General features: G+C 58.8%; 17 protein-coding genes. 8 read left to right on the top strand and 9 right to left on the bottom strand.

Annotated features, from left to right (window positions below; genetic code table 11):
- Positions 1-4 precede the first annotated feature (4 nt).
- Positions 5-418 carry a hypothetical protein gene (locus HYP802_RS0120690; protein WP_013949639.1) on the bottom strand — a complete coding sequence of 138 codons (414 nt, stop codon included), beginning with the start codon at positions 416-418 and terminating at the stop codon, positions 5-7.
- A gap of 96 nt (positions 419-514) precedes the next feature.
- A complete protein-coding gene (locus HYP802_RS0120685; protein WP_013949638.1) occupies positions 515-2,407 on the bottom strand; it encodes an alpha/beta fold hydrolase in 1,893 nt (630 codons plus the stop codon).
- 125 nt (positions 2,408-2,532) lie between these two features.
- On the opposite strand from HYP802_RS0120685, the gene HYP802_RS0120680 reads away from it, so the two are divergent.
- Positions 2,533-5,268, top strand: a complete 2,736-nt coding sequence (locus HYP802_RS0120680) for a bifunctional acetate--CoA ligase family protein/GNAT family N-acetyltransferase (protein WP_024276453.1) — start codon at positions 2,533-2,535, stop codon at positions 5,266-5,268.
- On the opposite strand, the gene HYP802_RS22645 is transcribed toward HYP802_RS0120680, so the two are convergent.
- Positions 5,265-5,654, bottom strand: a complete 390-nt coding sequence (locus tag HYP802_RS22645) for a host attachment protein (protein WP_013949636.1) — start codon at positions 5,652-5,654, stop codon at positions 5,265-5,267. The genes HYP802_RS0120680 and HYP802_RS22645 overlap by 4 nt on opposite strands.
- Positions 5,655-5,719: 65 nt before the next feature.
- Positions 5,720-6,286 carry a hypothetical protein gene (locus HYP802_RS0120670; protein WP_013949635.1) on the bottom strand — a complete coding sequence of 189 codons (567 nt, stop codon included), beginning with the start codon at positions 6,284-6,286 and terminating at the stop codon, positions 5,720-5,722.
- A gap of 183 nt (positions 6,287-6,469) precedes the next feature.
- Here HYP802_RS0120670 and HYP802_RS0120665 point away from each other — a divergent pair, with 183 nt between their 5' ends.
- Positions 6,470-8,362, top strand: a complete 1,893-nt coding sequence (locus HYP802_RS0120665) for a PAS domain S-box protein (protein WP_013949634.1) — start codon at positions 6,470-6,472, stop codon at positions 8,360-8,362.
- 9 nt (positions 8,363-8,371) lie between these two features.
- On the opposite strand, the gene HYP802_RS0120660 is transcribed toward HYP802_RS0120665, so the two are convergent.
- Both HYP802_RS0120660 and mgtA read right to left on the bottom strand, forming a co-directional pair.
- Positions 8,372-9,091: a response regulator gene (locus HYP802_RS0120660; protein WP_013949633.1), complete on the bottom strand. Its 720-nt coding sequence runs from the start codon at positions 9,089-9,091 to the stop codon at positions 8,372-8,374.
- A 211-nt stretch (positions 9,092-9,302) separates the two neighbouring features.
- The gene (gene mgtA / locus HYP802_RS0120655; protein WP_024276452.1) at positions 9,303-11,897 is read right to left on the bottom strand and encodes a magnesium-translocating P-type ATPase; all 2,595 of its coding nucleotides are present in this window, start codon (positions 11,895-11,897) and stop codon (positions 9,303-9,305) included.
- Between the two features lie 350 nt (positions 11,898-12,247).
- Here mgtA and HYP802_RS0120650 point away from each other — a divergent pair, with 350 nt between their 5' ends.
- On the top strand, positions 12,248-12,496 hold the full coding sequence (locus HYP802_RS0120650; protein ID WP_013949631.1) for a hypothetical protein: 249 nt from the start codon (positions 12,248-12,250) through the stop codon (positions 12,494-12,496).
- A gap of 122 nt (positions 12,497-12,618) precedes the next feature.
- The gene (locus tag HYP802_RS0120645; protein ID WP_013949630.1) at positions 12,619-13,404 is read left to right on the top strand and encodes an outer membrane beta-barrel protein; all 786 of its coding nucleotides are present in this window, start codon (positions 12,619-12,621) and stop codon (positions 13,402-13,404) included.
- 162 nt (positions 13,405-13,566) lie between these two features.
- Here the strand turns inward: HYP802_RS0120645 and HYP802_RS22640 are convergent, their stop codons facing one another.
- From HYP802_RS22640 to HYP802_RS0120630, 3 genes are all read right to left on the bottom strand, one after another.
- The gene (locus tag HYP802_RS22640) at positions 13,567-13,731 is read right to left on the bottom strand and encodes a hypothetical protein (protein ID WP_155831282.1); all 165 of its coding nucleotides are present in this window, start codon (positions 13,729-13,731) and stop codon (positions 13,567-13,569) included.
- 32 nt (positions 13,732-13,763) lie between these two features.
- Positions 13,764-13,979, bottom strand: coding sequence for a hypothetical protein (locus tag HYP802_RS0120635; RefSeq protein WP_013949628.1), 216 nt, complete (start codon positions 13,977-13,979; stop codon positions 13,764-13,766).
- A 216-nt stretch (positions 13,980-14,195) separates the two neighbouring features.
- On the bottom strand, positions 14,196-14,666 hold the full coding sequence (locus HYP802_RS0120630; RefSeq protein WP_024276450.1) for an NUDIX domain-containing protein: 471 nt from the start codon (positions 14,664-14,666) through the stop codon (positions 14,196-14,198).
- A 30-nt stretch (positions 14,667-14,696) separates the two neighbouring features.
- Between HYP802_RS0120630 and HYP802_RS0120625 the strand changes: the two genes are divergently transcribed.
- Genes HYP802_RS0120625 through HYP802_RS0120610 form a run of 4 tightly spaced genes read left to right on the top strand, consistent with a single transcriptional unit; the run spans position 14,697 to position 17,374 of the window.
- Entirely contained in the window at positions 14,697-15,104 is a 408-nt protein-coding gene (locus tag HYP802_RS0120625; RefSeq protein WP_024276449.1) for an NUDIX hydrolase, read from the top strand.
- An 11-nt stretch (positions 15,105-15,115) separates the two neighbouring features.
- Entirely contained in the window at positions 15,116-16,063 is a 948-nt protein-coding gene (locus HYP802_RS0120620) for a DnaJ C-terminal domain-containing protein (RefSeq protein ID WP_013949626.1), read from the top strand.
- A gap of 3 nt (positions 16,064-16,066) precedes the next feature.
- Positions 16,067-16,423, top strand: a complete 357-nt coding sequence (locus HYP802_RS0120615; RefSeq protein WP_013949625.1) for a chaperone modulator CbpM — start codon at positions 16,067-16,069, stop codon at positions 16,421-16,423.
- 30 nt (positions 16,424-16,453) lie between these two features.
- On the top strand, positions 16,454-17,374 hold the full coding sequence (locus HYP802_RS0120610) for a PfkB family carbohydrate kinase (protein WP_013949624.1): 921 nt from the start codon (positions 16,454-16,456) through the stop codon (positions 17,372-17,374).
- The last annotated feature ends 1,746 nt before the right edge of the window (positions 17,375-19,120 follow it).

The following is a 19,120-nucleotide window of genomic DNA, read 5'->3' as shown; positions in this document are numbered from 1 at the left end:
TCTCCTACGCAGTACCGGCCGGGTGAGACGCACATTTACCGGAACAACTGCAATCTTTCGAGGTAAATGTACCTGCGCCGTCGAACGCCGTCCGCGTGGCAGTCCACGTCAAATTGGCAAGCTGATTGATCTCAGACGAATAATCTTTCGACGCCTGCTGCCAGAACTCGGCAACGGCGGTCACCACATCGTCTGCTGTCTTGCAGCCTGCGATTTGCTGCGGAAATCTCATGTCCTTCATCCAGCGAGAACCAAGAAAATGCAGCCAGCTTTGCGCCACTTGGCCGCCGAGCTGAAGTGCGGGCCCTCCCCAGAAGGCCATATAGGCCGTCATCGGATTGAAGGCATTGAGCATCGGCGCAATGCCGGGCGCCGGAACCTGTGTGCTCATGTCGTTTCTGGCAGGTCGATCAAGCATGCTCTTCACTCCTATGCTTGCGCCGTGAAATGATAAATTTTCGTCCTCGGCCATTCCAGCGCCTTGACGAAGGTCAAGACAGGAAATGCCTGGACATCACCTTTGCAGTACGTATGTGCCAGGGGCCGGGCAAAGGGGCTTCAACCCATTCTCCGGTGCGCCCATCGACGGCGGATCGACTATTCCGGTCGACATGCGGGCGAGCCATTCGGCCCAGGCGGTCCACCACGATCCCTCTGTCTTCGGCGTCGTTGCAAACCATGTGTCGGGATCGACGAACTTGTCGTTTGCGAGCTTGGTTGCCATCCGGTAGCTGCGGTGCGGTGTGCCGGGCGGCGAGACGATGCCGGCATTATGCCCCCCGCTTGTCAGCAGGAACGTCACGCTCGTATCGCTCAGGATGTTGAATTTATAAACGGACCGCCACGGTGCGACGTGGTCGGTCTCGGTGCCGATCGCGAAAATCGGCACGCGGAGATCGGTTAGCGCAACGGAGCGACCGTCGACCTTGAAACGTCCCTCGGCAAAATCGTTGTTGAGGAACAGCGATCGCAGATATTCCGAATGCATCCGGTACGGCATTCGCGTCGCGTCAGAATTCCACGCGAGCAGATCGAAAACGGGCTGTCGCTCGCCGAGCAGATAATCGTTGACGACGTGCGACCAGATCAGATCGTTCGATCGCAGCAACTGAAAAGCGCCAGCCATTTGCGCGCTATCGAGAAAGCCCTGCTCAGCCATCATATCTTCGAGCAGCGTGATCTGGCTCTCGTCGATAAAGAGCGTCAATTCGCCGGCCTCGCGAAAATCGGCTTGCGCGGCTAGCAGCGTCAGCGTCGCAAGGCGATCGTCATTCTCGTTGGCCATGGCGGAAGCTGCAACGGAAAGCAGCGTGCCGCCGAGGCAATAACCCGTCGCGTGGATTTTGCGATCGCCGACGATACGTGTGATCGCATCGATTGCAGCCATCACGCCAAGGCGCCGATAATCATCGAAGCCCAGATTGCGATCACCCGCATCCGGATTGCGCCATGAAATAATGAAGACCGAGAAGCCTTGCGCGGTGAGATATTTGACCAGCGAGTTCTCGGGCCTGAGATCGAGAATGTAATATTTCATGATCCAGGCCGGCACGATCAGAATCGGCTCTGAATGCACTGTCTCAGTCGTCGGCTCATATTGGATCAGCTCAATGAGGTGATTGCGATAGACGACTTTTCCGGGAGTCACGGCAACCGTTTCGCCGACCTTGAATTTCTCCGCTCCCGGCGGAGCCTCGCGCGAGCGCAGGCGCTTCACATCATCGAGATAGTTCGAGTAGCCGCGAAGCAGATTGAGCCCGGCTTCTGACTGCGTACGGGAAAGCACATCCGGGTTCGTCGCGACGAAGTTTGCCGGAGCAAAAACGTCGAGCATCTGGCGTGTAATGAAATCGACGCGATTGAGGCTCTGTTTTTCAGCGCCGCGAACGCGTGTGGTTGCCGAATGCCACCATTCTTCACCAAGCAGAAAGGCTTCCGCGAAAACATTGAAAGGATACTGCTTCCAACCGTCGGAGATGAAGCGATGATCGTGCGGTTGCGGTTCGACACTCGGCGGCAAGGCCGCGTTGCTGCCCATAGCTTGCTGCGTGAATGCCAGCAGCCGCATCCATTGGCGGACACCTTCACCCATCAATTCAAGCTGCAGCCCCGGAGAGGCCGCCATGTGCGAGCCCCAGTCGAAGAAAGCGTTGGCGCAAGCGGCGGGAGAAAGCCCGCCGGTCATTCGTGCGATCAGGTAATGGACATAGCGATCAAGTTCCGGCTGCTCGGGGGTGGGCAGCGACGCGGGCGTAAATTTTGCCGTTTCGGATCGCGTTCCCGACTGGTCGGTTAGAAGTGCGGTTACGTTCGAATGCGGCGGCGGAAGAGCATTTTGCACGTTGGTTAGCATATGCACGAAAATGCCCTCTTTGCTCGATTTGTCCCGCGGCTTTGTTACGCTCATTGCATTAAATCTCATTGACGCAGCGCAAGTGAGCAATTGCGAGATATTATTGATTCAGATCAGAACAGCAGGTCGCGCGGTCGCTTATTGGATCTGGGCATGATCTTGATTAAGGATTGGGGCTGATGACTGTTCGCAATTTGAACTACCTGTGCGCGCCGCACTCGGTTGCATTAATTGGTGCCAGCAAGCGTCCAGGGTCAGTCGGCGCGACCGTTTTGAAGAACCTGCTTGAGGGTGGCTTCAAAGGTCCGATCAGCCTCGTAAACCCCAAATATCGCGATATCGACGGCCGCCGTTGCTACTCAACTGTTGCGGACCTGCCGGAGGCGCCCGATCTCGCTGTCCTGGCGACACCGCCCGGTACCATCACCGGCCTCATCGAGGAGCTCAGCGCCAAGGGAACGCGAGCTGCAATCGCACTTGCGGCCGGGATGGGCGAGCAGAAAAAGGCGATGATTGCGGCTGCACAGCCGAATTGCCTGCGCATCCTCGGTCCGAACTGTATCGGATTGATGATCCCGCCCATCGGCCTGAACGCCAGCTTCGCCCATCGTGCGCCACTCGCCGGAGACTTGGCGTTCGTTTCGCAATCGGGTGCCTTGGTCACGGCCGTTATCGACTGGGCTGCCGGCCGCGGCATCGGCTTTTCGCACGTCGTCTCGCTCGGTGAGATGGCCGACATCGACCTTGGCGATATGCTGGACTATCTCGCAACCGACGCCAACACCCGCGCCATTCTTCTCTACGTCGAAGCCGTGACACACGCGCCGAAGTTTATTTCAGCCGCGCGCCGCGCCGCGCGCATGAAGCCCGTCGTTGTCGTCAAGACTGGCCGTCACGCCGGCGGCGCCCACGCTGCGCTCTCGCACACGGGCGCCTTGGCCGGCTCCGACGCTGCTTACAATGCCGCTTTCCGCCGTTCAGGCATCTTGCGCGTCCTGACGCTCGACGATCTCTTTGCGGCTGCTGAGACCCTGTCGCGCGTGTCGCGGCTCGGTGGCGAGCGGCTGGCCATTCTGACGAACGGCGGCGGAGCGGGCGTCTTGGCCACTGACGAGCTGCAGGACTGGAAAGGCACGCTGGCGACGCTTAGCCCCGATACGATCGAGGCGCTCAATCGCATTCTGCCGCCGACCTGGTCGCACGGCAACCCCGTCGATATCATCGGCGACGCCGGAACGAAGCGCTACGCCGATGCGCTTGAAGCACTTCTGCGCGAACAGGATTCCGATGCGATCCTGGTTCTCCATTGCCCATCAGCGACGATCTCGGCGACCGATGCCGGCCAAGCCGTGGTCGATACGGTCGCGGCCAATCCTAAGCTGGTCGCCGATAAGCCGGTCATGACGTGTTGGCTTGGCGACGGCGCGGTTCGCGCCGCCCGCGCGCTTTTTGAAGCCCATGACATCCCGACCTTCGACTCGACGTCGGCTGCCATCACCGGGTTCATGCAACTCGTCGATCACGCGCGCTCCCAAGCCGAGCTGATGCGTACGCCGCAAATTGCGGCTGGCGACCACAAGTACGACTCGCGATCCGCTGGTCGGGAAATCCGGAAGATTCTCGAAAGCGGCAGAACCGTCGCGTCGGCGCTCGAAACCAAGACAATCCTGGCAGCATATGGCATTCCGACGGACAAGGCAGTTCTGGCGCCCGATCCGGCGGCCGTTCGCTCTGTCGCGGCCGGCATTCTGAAAAACAACGACGCGTGCGTCATCAAGATCGCCTCGCCCGACATCTCGCACAAATCGGACGTCGGTGGCGTACACCTGAACCTTGAAAGCGACGCAGCCGCCGAACAAGCCGCGGTCGATATGCTGGCGAAGATCAAGGCCAAATTGCCGAAAGCCCGGATCGACGGCTTCACGGTTGAGCCGATGGTCAAGCGGCCGGATGCGCTTGAGACGATTGTCGGTATGAGCGTCGACCAGACTTTCGGTCCGATGCTTCTCTTCGGTGCAGGCGGTGTCGCGGTCGAAGTGCTGCGCGATAGCGCAATGGCGTTGCCGCCGCTCGATATGCATCTCGCGCGCCAGATGATCTGCGAAACGCGGATTTCCCGGCTGTTGAAGGGCTATCGCGATCACGCTCCTGCCGACATGGACGCCATCGCCGACACGCTCGTTCGCATTAGCGATCTCATCGTCGACCACCCGGAGATTCGCGAACTCGATATTAATCCGCTGCTCGTCGACAAAGATGGCGTGATCGCGATCGACGCGCGCATGAAGCTTGCAAACGAAGACGCGAACCCGCGTCTGCCGCTCGCCATAAGGCCTTATCCCGCTCACCTTGAGCGGGAGATTTCAATCAATCCGGTGGGCAAAGTTCTCATTCGGCCCGTGCGCCCCGAAGATGAGCCGGCGTTTGCTAAGTTCTTTTCGCAGATCTCCGAGGAAGACGTTCGGCTGCGGTTTTTTACCGGCCGCAAGACATTCCCGCACCCGTTCCTCGCGACGTTGACGCAAATCGACTACGCCCGCGAAATGGCATTCGTCGCAATCGACGCGAAAACGAATGAAATGATCGGCGGTTCACGCCTTGTCCTCGAACCGGATCAGACGCGTGGCGAATTCGGCATTCTGGTCCGGTCTGATCTCCACGGCCACGGCCTCGGCTGGCAATTGATGTCAGCCTTGTTGAGCTACGCCCAGTACGAAGGCGTCGAGCAGATCTACGGCCTCGTCAACGTGGCCAATACCCATATGCTCGACATGGCGAGGGACCTCGGTTTCGAAACGCGGCCCTATGAAGGCGACTCGTCGATCCGCGAGGTCGTTTGGCATCCGGCGGCATCGGCGGTCAAAGCGCCAGCCGTTGGAGCGGCTCAAATGACGCCTGAAAAGACGTTGTCCTAGAACAGGGTGACGTCGGCTAGGTGTTGTGCGATCTCGCTGGTCGGGACGTCGGTCAAATCCATTTCGATCTCGGCGATGACGGTCTCGCGAACGGCGGGGCTGATCATTTTGCGAAGCTTTCCCAGCATCACCGTCGGAGCGACGAGAACCAGCCTGTCGAACGAGCGGCTTTTGAGTCGGTTTGCCAACATGGTGCTGAGCTGGCTAGCAAACAGCCCATCGAGCGCCTTGGTTACTCTCGGTCGCTCTTCCTGAGGCGCGGAGTCCGACCGGTATGGATAGCGTCCGTCCCCGACGGCGTGCTCGAAAAATCCACGACTGTTCCCGAGCGCTTCGAGAATCCGCGCGCCGCTGCTGTCCGCAATTAAGATCCAGGTACGTTTCACTATTGCTGCCCTTCGCCATGCCCCCAATGATCAGGCGTCGGGGCGGCAGTCCGAATTGACTTCGATCAATTGAGGTTGCTGATAGTAAGGACTTTGAAACCTTCGTAGGGCCACGGATTGGCGGCCGCCCAGTCCCAGTAAACTTGGCGCTCCGCGGGAGTTAAGGTCTTGGGCAGAAGAGGACCGAGCAGGGTTTTTTCCCAATCGACATGCTCATGCCGCCGCTCTGCTGCGTTGCGGATTAAAAATCCCAGCATGCTGCTCTCGACCGGCTCGCCCTTAGCGACCATATCGAAGCATTCCGCCAGTTCGTCATTAATGCCCGAGATCTCAATGTGCTGTCGGGTCAGTGGCGTAAAACATTTGTGTACATCGGAAATAGCTTCATGGCGCTTGGCGATGAGCGGCACAATAACTTCGCTCTGCAGTTTCAGATGCGCTGCCCATGTCGACTGCAACAATTTCGACAGGATGTCGATTGTTGTTGTATTTAGCGATCCAGGTAGGCTATCGGCCACAGCCAGCAGGGACTTGCAGATGTCGAGCTGCAGAGCGCAATCTGCTTTAAAGCGCGCCGCCGGGTGCTCACTGTCTGTCGTCCCTGCTATTTGGGGGCGGTCGTTGGTAGCCATAACGTCTCCTATCGGATGTCTCGAATTTCGTGGAATTGTCACGAAACTGCTTTGACCGAGATCAGTCGATGGCTGGGGCGCACGGGGATACGTCATCTCCGATCCGCGGATCGCAACATCTGGATTGCAAGGCATCGAGGCATTAGAGTGGATCAGGAAGAACCAGTCATATCAAGGTCTGCCATGCTGAAGGCGATCCTGGAGTCGGCGGTCGCTGCGATCCTGGCAATCGACAGTTCCGGCCGCATCCAAAGCGTCAATCCTGCCGCCGAACAAATGTTTGGCTATTCCGCCGGCGAGATGCTCAACAAGCCGATCAATATGCTGATGCCGGAGCCGTATCAGTCCCAACACGACAGTTATCTTCAGCGCCATTTGACGACCGGCGAAAAAAGAATCATCGGCGTCGGCCGCGAGGTGCAGGGTCTGCACAAGGACGGCACCATTTTTCCGATCCATCTTTCGGTGGGCATGTTCGAGGTCGGTGGCCAGAAATTCTTCTCCGGTATCATCAACGACCTGAGTGCGCGTGCGCGATTGCAGGCCGAGATCGACCGTCAGTCTCTGCTGTTTCAGGCTGTCTTCGATCACGTTCCGGAAGCGCTCGTCATTTCGTCCCCGGATGGAGAGATCATCCTCGTCAATCCGGCGGCGACACGCATGTTCGGGTACACGTCCGATGAAGCCATGATATCCGATCTGTCGAACCTTTTTGCCGATCCGCATGATCTTCACAAACTCGAGGATGATCAGGCCGACAGCACCGGCAGCCGGACCATCCTGACGTCGCTCCGGCGGCGCGACGGGACGAGGTTTCCAGGCCAAGGTCACGTGGCCGATATCGTCGGCGCCGATGGTTCGCGCGTCGCGGTCGTCGGTCTCTTTCGCGACATGACTTCGGACATCAAACAGAAAGAAGCCGCGCTGAAATCGCAGCGGCTGGAAGCCATCGGTCAGCTCAGTGGCGGCATCGCTCACGACTTCAACAATCTGCTGACCATAATCTCCGGCAATTTGGAGCTGCTGGAAGAGACGATCACCAATCCGCAGGATCACGAGCTGCTGACACGCGCGGCGCGCGCCGCTGACTCCGGTGCGCGATTGACCAATCGTCTCTTGACGTTTGCGCGCCGCCGTCAGCTTGCCGCCGAGGTGATCAATCTCAACGAACAGGTTCGCGGCATGACCGAATTGCTGCGGCGAACGCTCGGCGACACGATCGAATTGCGAACACATCTGGCGCCCGACCTTTGGCTGGCGCGCGTCGATGCCGGCGAGGTGGAAGCAGCCGTCATCAATCTCGCGATCAACGCCCGCGATGCGATGCCCGACGGCGGTAAGCTCTCGATCCGCACCGACAATGCCACGCTGGAAGAGGGCGAAACGGGATTTGAAGGCCCGCTGACCGCTGGCGAATACGTTCGCATTTCCGTCTCTGACAACGGCATCGGCATGACGAAAGAAACCTTGCACCGTGTGTTCGAGCCGTTCTTCACCACCAAGCCGCCGGGTCGTGGCACCGGCCTCGGTCTCAGCACCATCTACGGCTTTGTGAAGCAGTCACAAGGCAACATCACGATCTACAGCGAGCCCGGCACCGGCACGACCATCAATCTCTATTTGCCGCGCAGCGTCGATGCCAAAAATGCCCAACAGTCGTCGCCTGCTTCGGAGACGCACCAAGCCACGGGCGAGACGGTGCTCGTCGTCGAAGACAATCGCGACGTCCGCGCCCTGACGGTGAAGCGGTTCGAACGCCTCGGCTATCGCGTCGTCGAATGCGTCACTGGCGCGGAGGCGAAGGAAGCGTTGAAGGGCGGCCTGGCGGTCGATCTGGTCTTCACCGACATCATGATGCCGGGCGGCATGACAGGGATCGACCTCGGCAAATGGATCGCAGAAAATCGTCCAGGCCTGCCGGTTATCCTGACGACAGGATTTGCCGAAGAGATCGCAGGGACCACGACGTCGGGCGATGAGACATGGGCGATTTTGCGCAAGCCATATGCCCAGAAGGATTTGGCAAACATCCTTCGCGCGGTCCTCGACAAGAAAGCCGCTGCGCCGTCGACCTGAGCGTGATCCTCAGCCGCGCCGGACGTCTATCGCCAGCATGTACCCGATGCCACGCACGGATTTGATCTGCGCGGACTTCGATCCGTCATCGTCGATTTTTTTGCGCAGACGGCTGACCAGCGCGTCGATGGAGCGATCGAGCGGCGAATAGTCGTGCCCTTTGAGCAAGTCCATGATCTCGTCCCGCGACAAGACCCGATGCGGCCGCCGGATGAATATTTCGAGTAGATTGAACTCGCCTGTCGTCAGCTCGCGCACGCCGCCGGTTGAATCCTTCAATTCGCGGCTGGTTATATCCAAGGCCCAGCAGCCGAAGTGATAGACTTCATGCTTCGCCTGCGGCGCTGGAGCGCCGGACGGGCTCGCATCATGGCGCCTCAGTACCGCGCGTACCCTGGCAAGGACCTCTCGTAAGTTGAACGGCTTCGATATGTAATCGTCGGCTCCGAGTTCAAGCCCAACGATGCGATCGACGGCATCGCCTTTTCCAGAGACCATGACGATCGGAATGTCGCCGTTGGCGCGGATTTCGCGTGCAAGACTAAGGCCGTCGTCGCGGCCGAGCGTTAGATCAAGTGTAACGAGGCTGACGCCGCCCTTTGCCAGGGCCGCTCGAGCATCGGTGGCATCTCCGGCCTCAGAGACCAGATAACCTTCGCGCTCAAAGCACGTCCGCAACAGCCGCCTGATCTCCGGGTCATCATCGATAACGAGAATTTCAGTCGTCACGCCCGATCCCCGGATTTCTGTCGATCTTCCAAGCAGCGCCCGATCAGGGTTCAGGCGCCCCATCGCTATGACTGCGACGAGTAGATGTTGGATATACGCAAAAATTCCTCGGGCAGGAAGCGTCGCTTCGCCGCTTGGAGAGCCCCCCGGGGCGCACGCATCGGTCGGTGGCCGCCGGTCGATATTGGTCTCCGCTCATGGCAGGGGGAAACTATTTGAAATGCAGATACGAGCGACCGACGTCCGCCTTTTTGCTTATTGACATTGCCCAGAAATTTTTAGGCGCCCACCTGAGCGCATAGGGCTTCAGGGTTTCGGCGGCTGCCAAATAGGCAACGGTAATTCCGGCGATGGCCGCAAGGATCGTGCCAGGAAGTGGAACGAACCCTGCAAAATGTCCGAGCGGCGAGAGCGCGACGGCCATCGCCACGGCGAGCGCCCCGATCGAACTCGCCGCAAGAACGCCGTTTGGCCGGCTTGTCCAGAATGGCTTGGCCGTCCGGATGATGAAAATGACCAGGATCTGCGTCGCGATCGATTCGACGAACCACGCCGTCCGGAAGACATCGGCGTCGACTTTGAATACCTGCGACAGCATCAGAAACGTTCCCAGGTCGAACAGCGACGACAGTGGCCCCATGATCAGCGTGAAGCCGAGCACAGAGCCGACATCCCAGGTCTGCGGCCGCGACAGCGTCGTGTCGTCGGCGCTGTCGAATGGGATGCCGATCTCGGAGAGGTCGTAGAGCAGGTTGTTGATGAGAACCTGCAGCGGCATCAGCGGCAGAAACGGCAGGATCAACGACGCGAGCGCCATCGACAGCATGTTGCCGAAGTTCGAACTCGTCCCCATGCGAACATATTTCATGATGTTGGCATAGGTCCGGCGCCCCTCGGCGACGCCATCGGCCAGAACGCCGAGATCGGGTTGAAGCAGGATGATATCGGCAGCATCGCGCGCGACGTCGGTTCCACCTTCAACCGATAGTCCGACGTCTGCGGCATGTATAGCGGTCGCATCATTGATGCCGTCGCCGAGAAAGCCGACCGTAAAACCCCGCATGCGCAGCGCTCTGACGATCCGCCCCTTCTGCTCGGGGGAAACACGTACGAAAAGATCGTTGCTCGACACCTTCTCGATCAGTGCGACTTCGGAGATGCCGTCGAGGTCTTCACCGGACATGATGCCCTGCGCCGGCAGATCGAGCTGCTTGACGAGATTGAGCACGACCGGAGCGGCATCTCCTGAAATGATTTTTACCGCGACGCCCGCGCCTCGGAGCTTTGCGACGGCCGCCGTCGCTGAGCTTTTGGGGGGATCCAGGAAGGACGCGCAGCCGACAAAGGTCAGATCCGTTTCATTCTCAGGCCGGGTCGTCGTGCACTCCGGACCAACGTCGCGCCGGGCGACACCGAGCAATCGCAACCCTTGGTGAGCCTTGGCTTCGAATAATCGATCAAGCTCGGACCGGCGCGCTGCGTCGAGCGGATGCACCGTGCCGTCCGCAAGCTCAACTTGCGAGCAGCGCGCCAATAACATCTCGGGCGCGCCCTTGGCGATGATTTGAGGTTTGCCATCGTGCGCGACAAGCACCGATGAACGGCGGCGCTCGAAGTCGAATGGTGCATCATCCAGAAATGTCCAGCTCGCGTCGGCAGGCGGCAGGGCGGCGATCACCGCGTCGTCGAGATTGCTCCGAACGCCGCTGGCAAATTGGCTGTTGAGTCTGATGAGCTTCGCAACAGCCTCGCTGTGGCTGCCATCGATTCCGATGCTCTCGACCAACGCGATCTTGGCTTCGGTCAGCGTCCCGGTCTTGTCCGTGCAAAGCACGTTCATGGCGCCGAGATCGTGGATGGCTGAGAGCCGCTTGACCACGACCTTTTGCTTCGCCATGCGCAAGGCACCGCGCGCGAGCGTTACCGTCATGATCATCGGCAGCAGTTCCGGCGTCAGCCCAACGGCGAGCGCTACCGCGAACATGAAGCTTTCGAGTGACAGCCCGTGCAGCACAAGCTGCGTCAGGAGCACGAAGAGCACCAGAAATGCCGTCAGTCGGAGAATGAGAGTCCCGAGACGATGCACGCCGCGTTCGAACGCCGTCATCGGTTCGCGTGCCTCGACCGAAGCTGCGATGGCGCCGAACATTGTCGCCCGGCCGGTCGCCATCACGAGCATTGTCGCCTCACCCGAGACAACACTGGTTCCGGCAAATAGCGCGTTATGCGCTTCCGCGATCAGCACGCTCGCACATGTGGCTGCACACTTTTCACACGGATAGGGTTCTCCCGTCAGACTGGCTTCGTTCGTCAGAGCGTTGCGGCTGGCAATAACGATGCCGTCGGCCGGCACAAGGTCTCCAGCGCGCAGCTTCACGACATCGCCGCGAACGATATCCTTGACCGGCATCTCAATCGGCCGCCCATCGCGCAGCACGGTCGCCGTGACGGCAACAGACTTCTTCAACGCGTCGATGGCCCTCTCGGCTTCGCGCTCTTGATAAAGGTCCAATGCAATCGACAGCGCGACAATCAGAACGATGATGAAAAAGCTTTGCCAATCGCCGGCCGTTCCGGAGACCGCCGCAGACAGCAACAGAATGGCCGTCATCGGTTCGCCAACGCGTCGGAGTGCTTTCACAAGGAGGCTTGGGTGGCCGCTGATGCCGATGAGATTTGGACCGTCCTTCGCCAAACGCTCTGCAGCTTCGCCAGTATGAAGACCTGTCGGCCTGCTCGCCAACGCTTGGATTGCCGTTTCGACCGGCTCTGTCCAGAAAGGATGAGGGCGAGTTGGAACGCTCATATTGGCGAAATTCTCACTGTGGCGCATCGCAGATCGCAAGCGGGCATGGTGCAGAGCTTGCAGGTCTTACGCAGCACCGTCCATTCGCGCCGGACTGAGATCTACATCGTCAAACTTCGCGTTCTCCAACTTTGCGCAAGGTCAATGTCACCCCATGCAACTAACGGCGATTGTGATTGTGCACCAAGCCGACCAGGGTCGAGTGCCTGCCGCTTCTGAAGCTAGATAGCGGCAAATAAACTTGAGAGTTTCACGCGCAGCACGCCGCGTCCGCGTCGGCTGACACTGAGCGGGCGCCTCGAAGCCCATCCCCCCGGCCGAGGCGCCTGCATTTTTGCTAGGAGCAGGCAGTGACACTCGATGAGTTACAGAGAAATGAGCGTTTGCTCATGCGGTTGGCCTTCGAGAGGGCCTGTGCGATCGCTGGCCTGTCTCTGAATGTGGACGAACTGCTCGATGACGGCGCCTACGCTCGCGTGGCGGCGGCGGTCCAAATTCAAGTCGAGCGCGGCGTTTCCGATCTCGACGTCATCGCGGGCAATGCGGCTGTCGCTATGGCGGAAAATGATTCAGGAAGTTTCGCCCGGGCGGGGGATTGACGCCAGCGAGTTTCGACCCTGCTCGACGCAGCCTCGCGAATCACGTTTTGTGGCATGTGAACGGGACTCGGCGCAGAGCAGGGATTTTTGCGCGTTTCCGGACGGGGGAAGGGCGACGAATTATGAATATATTTCAAATACTTATAGCGGGAATTTTTTGTCTTCTCGGCGCCTCCTCCGCCTATGCCGGCGGTGATCTGACGGACTATGCCTATACGCCGCCCCCGGCTGCAAACTCCTGTGGCGGCCCTTTCTCGGGCTTCTATGCCGGCGGCCTGATTGGCTTTGGCGGTGCAAGCACGAAGACCAACGTGGGCATCGAGCTCAAGGACAACGATAGAGGTTTCACCGGCGGCGGCGTCGCCGGCTATAACTGGCAGTGCAACGGTTGGCTGCTCGGCGCTGAAACCGACATCAACTATTTCAACGCCGATATGACGACGGGCATTACGTGCCCGACGTGCGGCGGGTCACTGACGTTCGGGTCGGAAATCAATTGGTACGGCACGGTGCGCGGACGCGTCGGCTTGGTCGGTAACGAGAACTTTCTCATCTTCGCGATGGGTGGTTTGGCCTATGGCGGAGTTGATCATTCCATCAACAGCAATGCCTTCAATGGCGTGACGTTTTCCGGAACCCAAAGCGATACCGCGGTTGGCTGGACCGCGGGCGGCGGTATCGAATACCTCCTCAACGACAACTGGGCCTTCCGCGCCGATGCATCATACATTGATTTCGGCTCTACGGATGACACGTTTACGGCTAATGGCGGCGGCTGCATAGGGACCTGTACGGCGCGTGTCGGTTACGACGACAGCTTCTGGGTTGCGCGCGTCGGTCTGACCTACCTCTTTGGTGCGCCTGCAGCTGCTCCTGCTCCTGCGCCTGCTTACGAGCCGATAAAATAAGAATTCGTCGATCTTTGAGACGATCCCAGCCGGGGCTTCACACCGTGAGGCTCCGGCTTTGTTTTGCGACCTGTCCAATCCGATAATTACGTATCTACAAGCTCGATCTTAAATTGGTTCTCACGGACCAGAAGCTTTCATGCGTCCGTATTTCCGAGCTTGTCAGAATGGCGAAGCACGAAAACGCTGCGCCGCAGAGCAAAAACGATACGGCATCGCCGACTGCTCGTCCGACGATCCAACCTGGTCTTTGCCGAACGACATCATCGCTTTAAAACCGATGTCCGGCACATACTGAATGAGCGGGCCACTCGTTGACCCGCTCATGTTCTTTTCGCGAACTTTCGGATATTGGCCGATTAAGCCGCCGTCGCCGGCGCTTCCGGAACTTCCTCTTCGCATTTGGCGACCGCGAAGGCGGCAGCTGAAAGGCTGCTCAGATACGTCGTCGAAGCGTGCCCTGACTGGAACAGGGCATCGACCGCAGCGGCCTCTGCCATCATCTCGGCAATGTCGTCCGCCGAAAGATCCGCATAGATCTCGGCAGGTTTGATGTTCGAAAACTCGTTACTCATGACGCACTCAACCCCGATTGAGAAATGTGTTCGCCGTCCCTGCGTTTTCGCTTTTTGGCTGCCGGCGCGTATCCAAGGGTATGAGCCTGAATTCCTAAAAATTGCGGAGTTTCAAAGCGCTGGCTGTTGTTCTGCTTAATATGCCGTTAGCATCGGCTCGTATTGGAGCATTAACGCTGTCTCAACGTCCGATTCCGCGCGCGGGCCTGATCGGCGTCAGGCCGCTCCGGCATCGAGTGCGGCTTCCAATCGGTTAAGAAAATCCATTTGGCTCTTGAGAATTTTTCGGCGCGCGGTCGCGAGATCGAACCAATTCGCGCGATCAATCTCCGGAAACGTTGCGGTCCGCCCCGAGCGCGGCGGCCATTCGATGCTGAATTGATTGCTAACGAGGAATGCCGGATCCCAGTCATTTTCCACGGCCCAGACGTGAACAAGCTTGCCGCCGCTCTGCCGCAGCGAGCCGAGCGAAAGTGTCTTGCCGTGGGGACGCAATCCGGTCTCTTCTTCGAATTCCCGGAGCGCCGTCGCGTATGGATCTTCCCCGCCGTGAATTTCACCTTTTGGAACGGTCCAGGCGCCGTCATCCTTGTTCCGCCAGTAGGGACCGCCTGGATGTGCAAGAAGGACTTCGAGGTCTTGCTGGCGGCGATATAAAAGCAGCCCTGCGCTCTCCGGCGTTTTCACGTCGGCTCTTTCGACGTAAATGGAATTGTCATGTCGCCTCCGAAAACTCCTCTGCTCACCGTCGATTGCGTCGTTGTCGATCCCGCCCGCGGTGTGCTTATGGTTCGCCGGAAAAATCCGCCCTTCAAGGGTGAATACGCGTTGCCAGGCGGCTTCGTCGAAATCGGAGAGACTGTGGAGGACGCAGCCAAGCGCGAGTTGATGGAAGAAACGAGTATCGACGCCAAGACGCTCACATTGGTCGGCGTCTATTCCAAGCCTGACCGCGACCCCCGCGGCCACACCTGTTCCATCGCCTTTCTCGTTCGTGCGGAAAACCAAGAAGCCAAAGCCGGAGACGACGCCGAGGCCGTGGCCTGGATAAAGAATTTCGACGGCATTGAAATCGCCTTCGACCATCGAAAGATTATCACTGACGCGCTGAACCTTATCCGATGATGTGAGAGCCAATGGAATTCAAGGACTACTACAAGATTCTCGGCGTCGAGCGCGGCGCAACGCAGGACGACATCAAGAAGGCTTATCGTCAACTCGCGCGCAAGTTCCATCCCGACATCAACAAGGAAGCGGGAGCTGAGGCGAAGTTCAAGGAAATCGGCGAAGCCTATGAAGCGCTCGGCGATCCTGAAAAGCGCGCCGCATACGATCAGCTTGGTAAGGACTGGAAGGCGGGGCAGGAATTCAGACCGCCCCCCAATTGGGATGCCGGTTTCGAATATTCCGGTGCTCCGGAAAGCGCAGACTTCAGCGATTTCTTCAGCAGCATCTTCGGAGCGCAGGCTCGCGGTGAAAGGACGTCGCGAGGCGGCCGTACGCGCACCAGCTTCAATATGCGTGGCGAGGATCATCACGCCTCGATCGTCATCGATCTGCGTGATGCGCTCGACGGCGCCACACGGACGATCACGTTGCGCATGCCGGAGATGGACGACAGTGGCCACGTCCTCGTTCGCGATAAGAATCTCACCGTGCAAATTCCGAAAGGCGTCACGGAAGGCCAAAGCATTCGACTCAAGGGCCAAGGTTCGCCGGGCATCGGTGAAGCGCCTGCGGGAGATCTTTACCTTGAAGTCCGCTTCAAGCCTGACGCGCTTTATCGTGTTGTCGGCAAAGACTTATATCTTGAGCTTCCCGTTGCACCTTGGGAAGCCGCGCTCGGCGCGAGCGTCAAGATGCCGACGCCGTCCGGCGCCATTATGCTGAAGGTGCCCGCGGGTTCGGCCAACGGCCGCGAGCTTCGCATCCGCGGACGCGGCATTCCCGCCAAGGAACCGGGCGATTTGTACGCGGTACTCAAGATCGTCTGGCCTCCGGCGACGGATGAAAAGGCCCGCAAGATCTATGAAGAAATGGCGAAGGAATTGGCGTTCGATCCGCGTGCAGGTCTTGGAGTTTAAGCGATGACAGAGAAAAGCACCGGCGCAGTATCGGCAGAAGAAATCGGCACCGAACCTATCTATTCGCTCGAAGAGCTGACCGGCATCTGCAAAGTCGAAGCTGCTTGGGTCGTCGAACTCGTTGAGCATGGCATCATCGAGGCACGCGGCGCCAGCGTCTCCGAATGGCGATTTTCGAGCGTCAGCGTCGTGCAGTTGGCGAAAGCCAAACGCTTCGACCGTGATCTCGGCGTCAACCCGGCTGGCATCGCCGTAGTCTTCGACCTCTTGAATGAGATTGATCGGCTCAAAGCCCGTCTCCATGTCTTGACGAGCGCGCACTCCTCGCTCATCGACCATTCGAGCGACGATAGCCGGTAGACCTGCTTCCATACACAGTGAGTGATGCACATGGCCGGCAAACACATCATTGCCGTCGGACACGCGGCGCTCGACTACGTCTACCGAATAGACGAATTTCCGAAGACGGCAACGAAACTGCGGGCGACCGAGCATGTCGCGAGCGGCGGCGGCATGGCTGCGAATGCTGCCGCCACGATCGCGCGTCTCGGTGGAGACGTGTCGCTGTGGGCGCGCATCGGCGATGACGCGGCCGGGGGAATTATCCGGCATCAGCTTAGAACTGCCGGCGTCGGCATAAGCCACGTTCGCGCCTTCGAAAGCGTTTCGTCAGCGACGGCAGCGGTGATCGTCGACAAGCGCGGCGAGCGCCTCGTCATTAGCGAGGACGATCATGAATTTCCGCTCGCCGCCGATTGGTTGCCGGTCTCGCATGTCGAGACGGCACATGTGGTCCTCAGCGATTTGACGTGGCTTGAAGGCACGCTGGCGCTGTTCCAGGCCGCGCGTGACCGCGGCGTGCCGACCGTGCTCGATATCGACTTGAACGGCGGTCCGTTGCTCGACAAGGTCATCGGCTTGGCCGATTACGCGATCTTCTCGGCCCCCGCATTCAAGCAGTTCACCCATGGCGGCAGCGACGAGGACCGCTTGGCGCGGCTGATCCGATCGGGCATTCGCCACGCTGGCGTAACGAGCGGCGAACGCGGGTATCTCTGGGCATCGCAGAGCGGAGAGCATGGCCGGCAACCTGCCTATGAGGTCGACGTAGTCGATACGACGGGCGCGGGCGATGCCTTCCACGGAGCGTTTGCCTGGTGCGTTGCGCGCAACCAAGCGGACGCCGACTGCGCGCGGATCGCTTCGGCCGTAGCCGCATTGAGCTGTACGGGTCTCGGGGCCCGCGCCGCTCTTCCGACGTATGATGAAGTGGAAAGCTTTCTTTCGCAGCGACCACAGCAGAGAAATTGAACGTCGCGAACAATCGAGAGATTTCTTCCTTCAAATCGGGCCGGTTTGAGAAAATCCGCGTTTTCTGCTGCGCCGCCGTAGGTGCAGCGCCGAAAAAATACTGGTCTGCTGCCGATCAATCCTTGAGACAGCACGCTCCCTTAACGCCGCGTACGGACTGGTCGAATTGGCATCCACCTGCGTGGCGCGCCCGCTGCTCCTTTTTGTGCGGCGCGAACCCAGATGCAGATCAGACGTGTATTTGCCGCAGGCGGCACTGGCATTCCGGCGAATATCGGGGTCTCATTGAACAATAACAAATAAGAGGATGTGCAATGCCCGATTCTGCTTACACCATGATCTTCGCCCTTGAAGGGCTCCTCATTTTGGGAGCCGTCGGAACGGGGCTGCTGCTTTTCTATTCCAGCCGCCACCATCGCAATAATCGCAAGCTTACAAGTCGCAGCGAATAGCCTTTCGCCGGAAGCAGAACCACACGAAGAACGTGCGCCGATAGCTCCATCCGGCGCACCTCCTTACGCGCATCCCGTCATCTCTGGCGGGAAATTTTTGCGTGCGCCTAAACTTAGGTTTAGCCGGTTAACCGAACGCGGAAGCCCATAAATGGGCGCTGTTCGAAGTTCGCATCGCGGCTCGCTCCCGATTTCATCGGTTTGATCATACCCACAGATAATGGGGCCGGCGACGGCAGGCGCCTATTTCTGTTGTGCGGCTTTCAACAAGCGCCGCCCACAAAAAAGGGGGGCTGCCGGCGCAAAGAGATGAATGGAGAACTACAATGAAGATCGCTGTCCTTGCTACGATGTTGCTGGTTTCTGGCGTTTCGGGCGCTTTCGCTGCCCCAGCCTGCACGGGCAACTTCAAGACCGCTGGCGCTGCTTGCGACGTCACGAAGTAAATTAAATCAATCGTAAAAAAAGTTCGAAGAATGGGGCGCCTCGCGGCGCCCTTTTTTTGTGCCGAAAAACGAGCAGCGGAATTTGTGGGCAAGGCATCGAAATGGCGTCACCCAGAACTGCATTTCAATCACGACACATTTTCAAAACGCCAGAAACGCCAGGAAACACGGGCATTTTTCGATGGACGAACGTCTTGCCCACAAACGGATAGGCCATCTCCTCATACTTTGAGATGAAATGTTTTGCGGGTCGAAGAGCGTATGTAGGGCACGCGGCTTTCAACAAGCGCCGCCCTGAAAGCCAGGGCTGCTGCCGGCGCAAACGAGATGAATGGAGAATGACAATGAAGATCGCTGTCCTTGCTACGATGCTGCTGGTTTCTGGCGTTTCGGGCGCGTTCGCTGCCCCGGCCTGCACCGGTAACTTCAAGACCGCTGGCGCTGCTTGCGACGTCACGAAGTAAATTAAATCAATCGTAAAAAAGTTCGAAGAATGGGGCGCCTCGCGGCGCCCTTTTTTCGGAAAACGCAAGCTGAAGAATTTTAGCCAGATATCGAAATGACGTGCGTCAGCTCTGCGTTTAAATCACGACACGTTTTCGTGTCGCGCGAAACACCCGAAAATGCGGGTGTTTTTGATGGTTTGAGGCGCCAAAGCCGTAAACGGATAAGCCGCGAAAACATACTTAGAGATGAAATGTTTTTCGGGTGAGAGAGCGTATCTAACTCGTGAGGCTTTCAGCAAGCGCCGCCCACACAAGCGGGCTGCCGGCGCAAAGAGATGAATGGAGAATGACAATGAAGATCGCTGTCCTTGCTACGATGCTGCTGGTTTCTGGCGTTTCGGG

Origin of the sequence: Hyphomicrobium sp. 802 (assembly GCF_000526135.1) — a bacterium.
Classification (GTDB): Bacteria; Pseudomonadota; Alphaproteobacteria; order Rhizobiales; family Hyphomicrobiaceae; genus Hyphomicrobium_B.
Note: the sequence above shows the minus strand (reverse complement) of the source record. Positions and strands in the feature narration are given on the sequence as shown.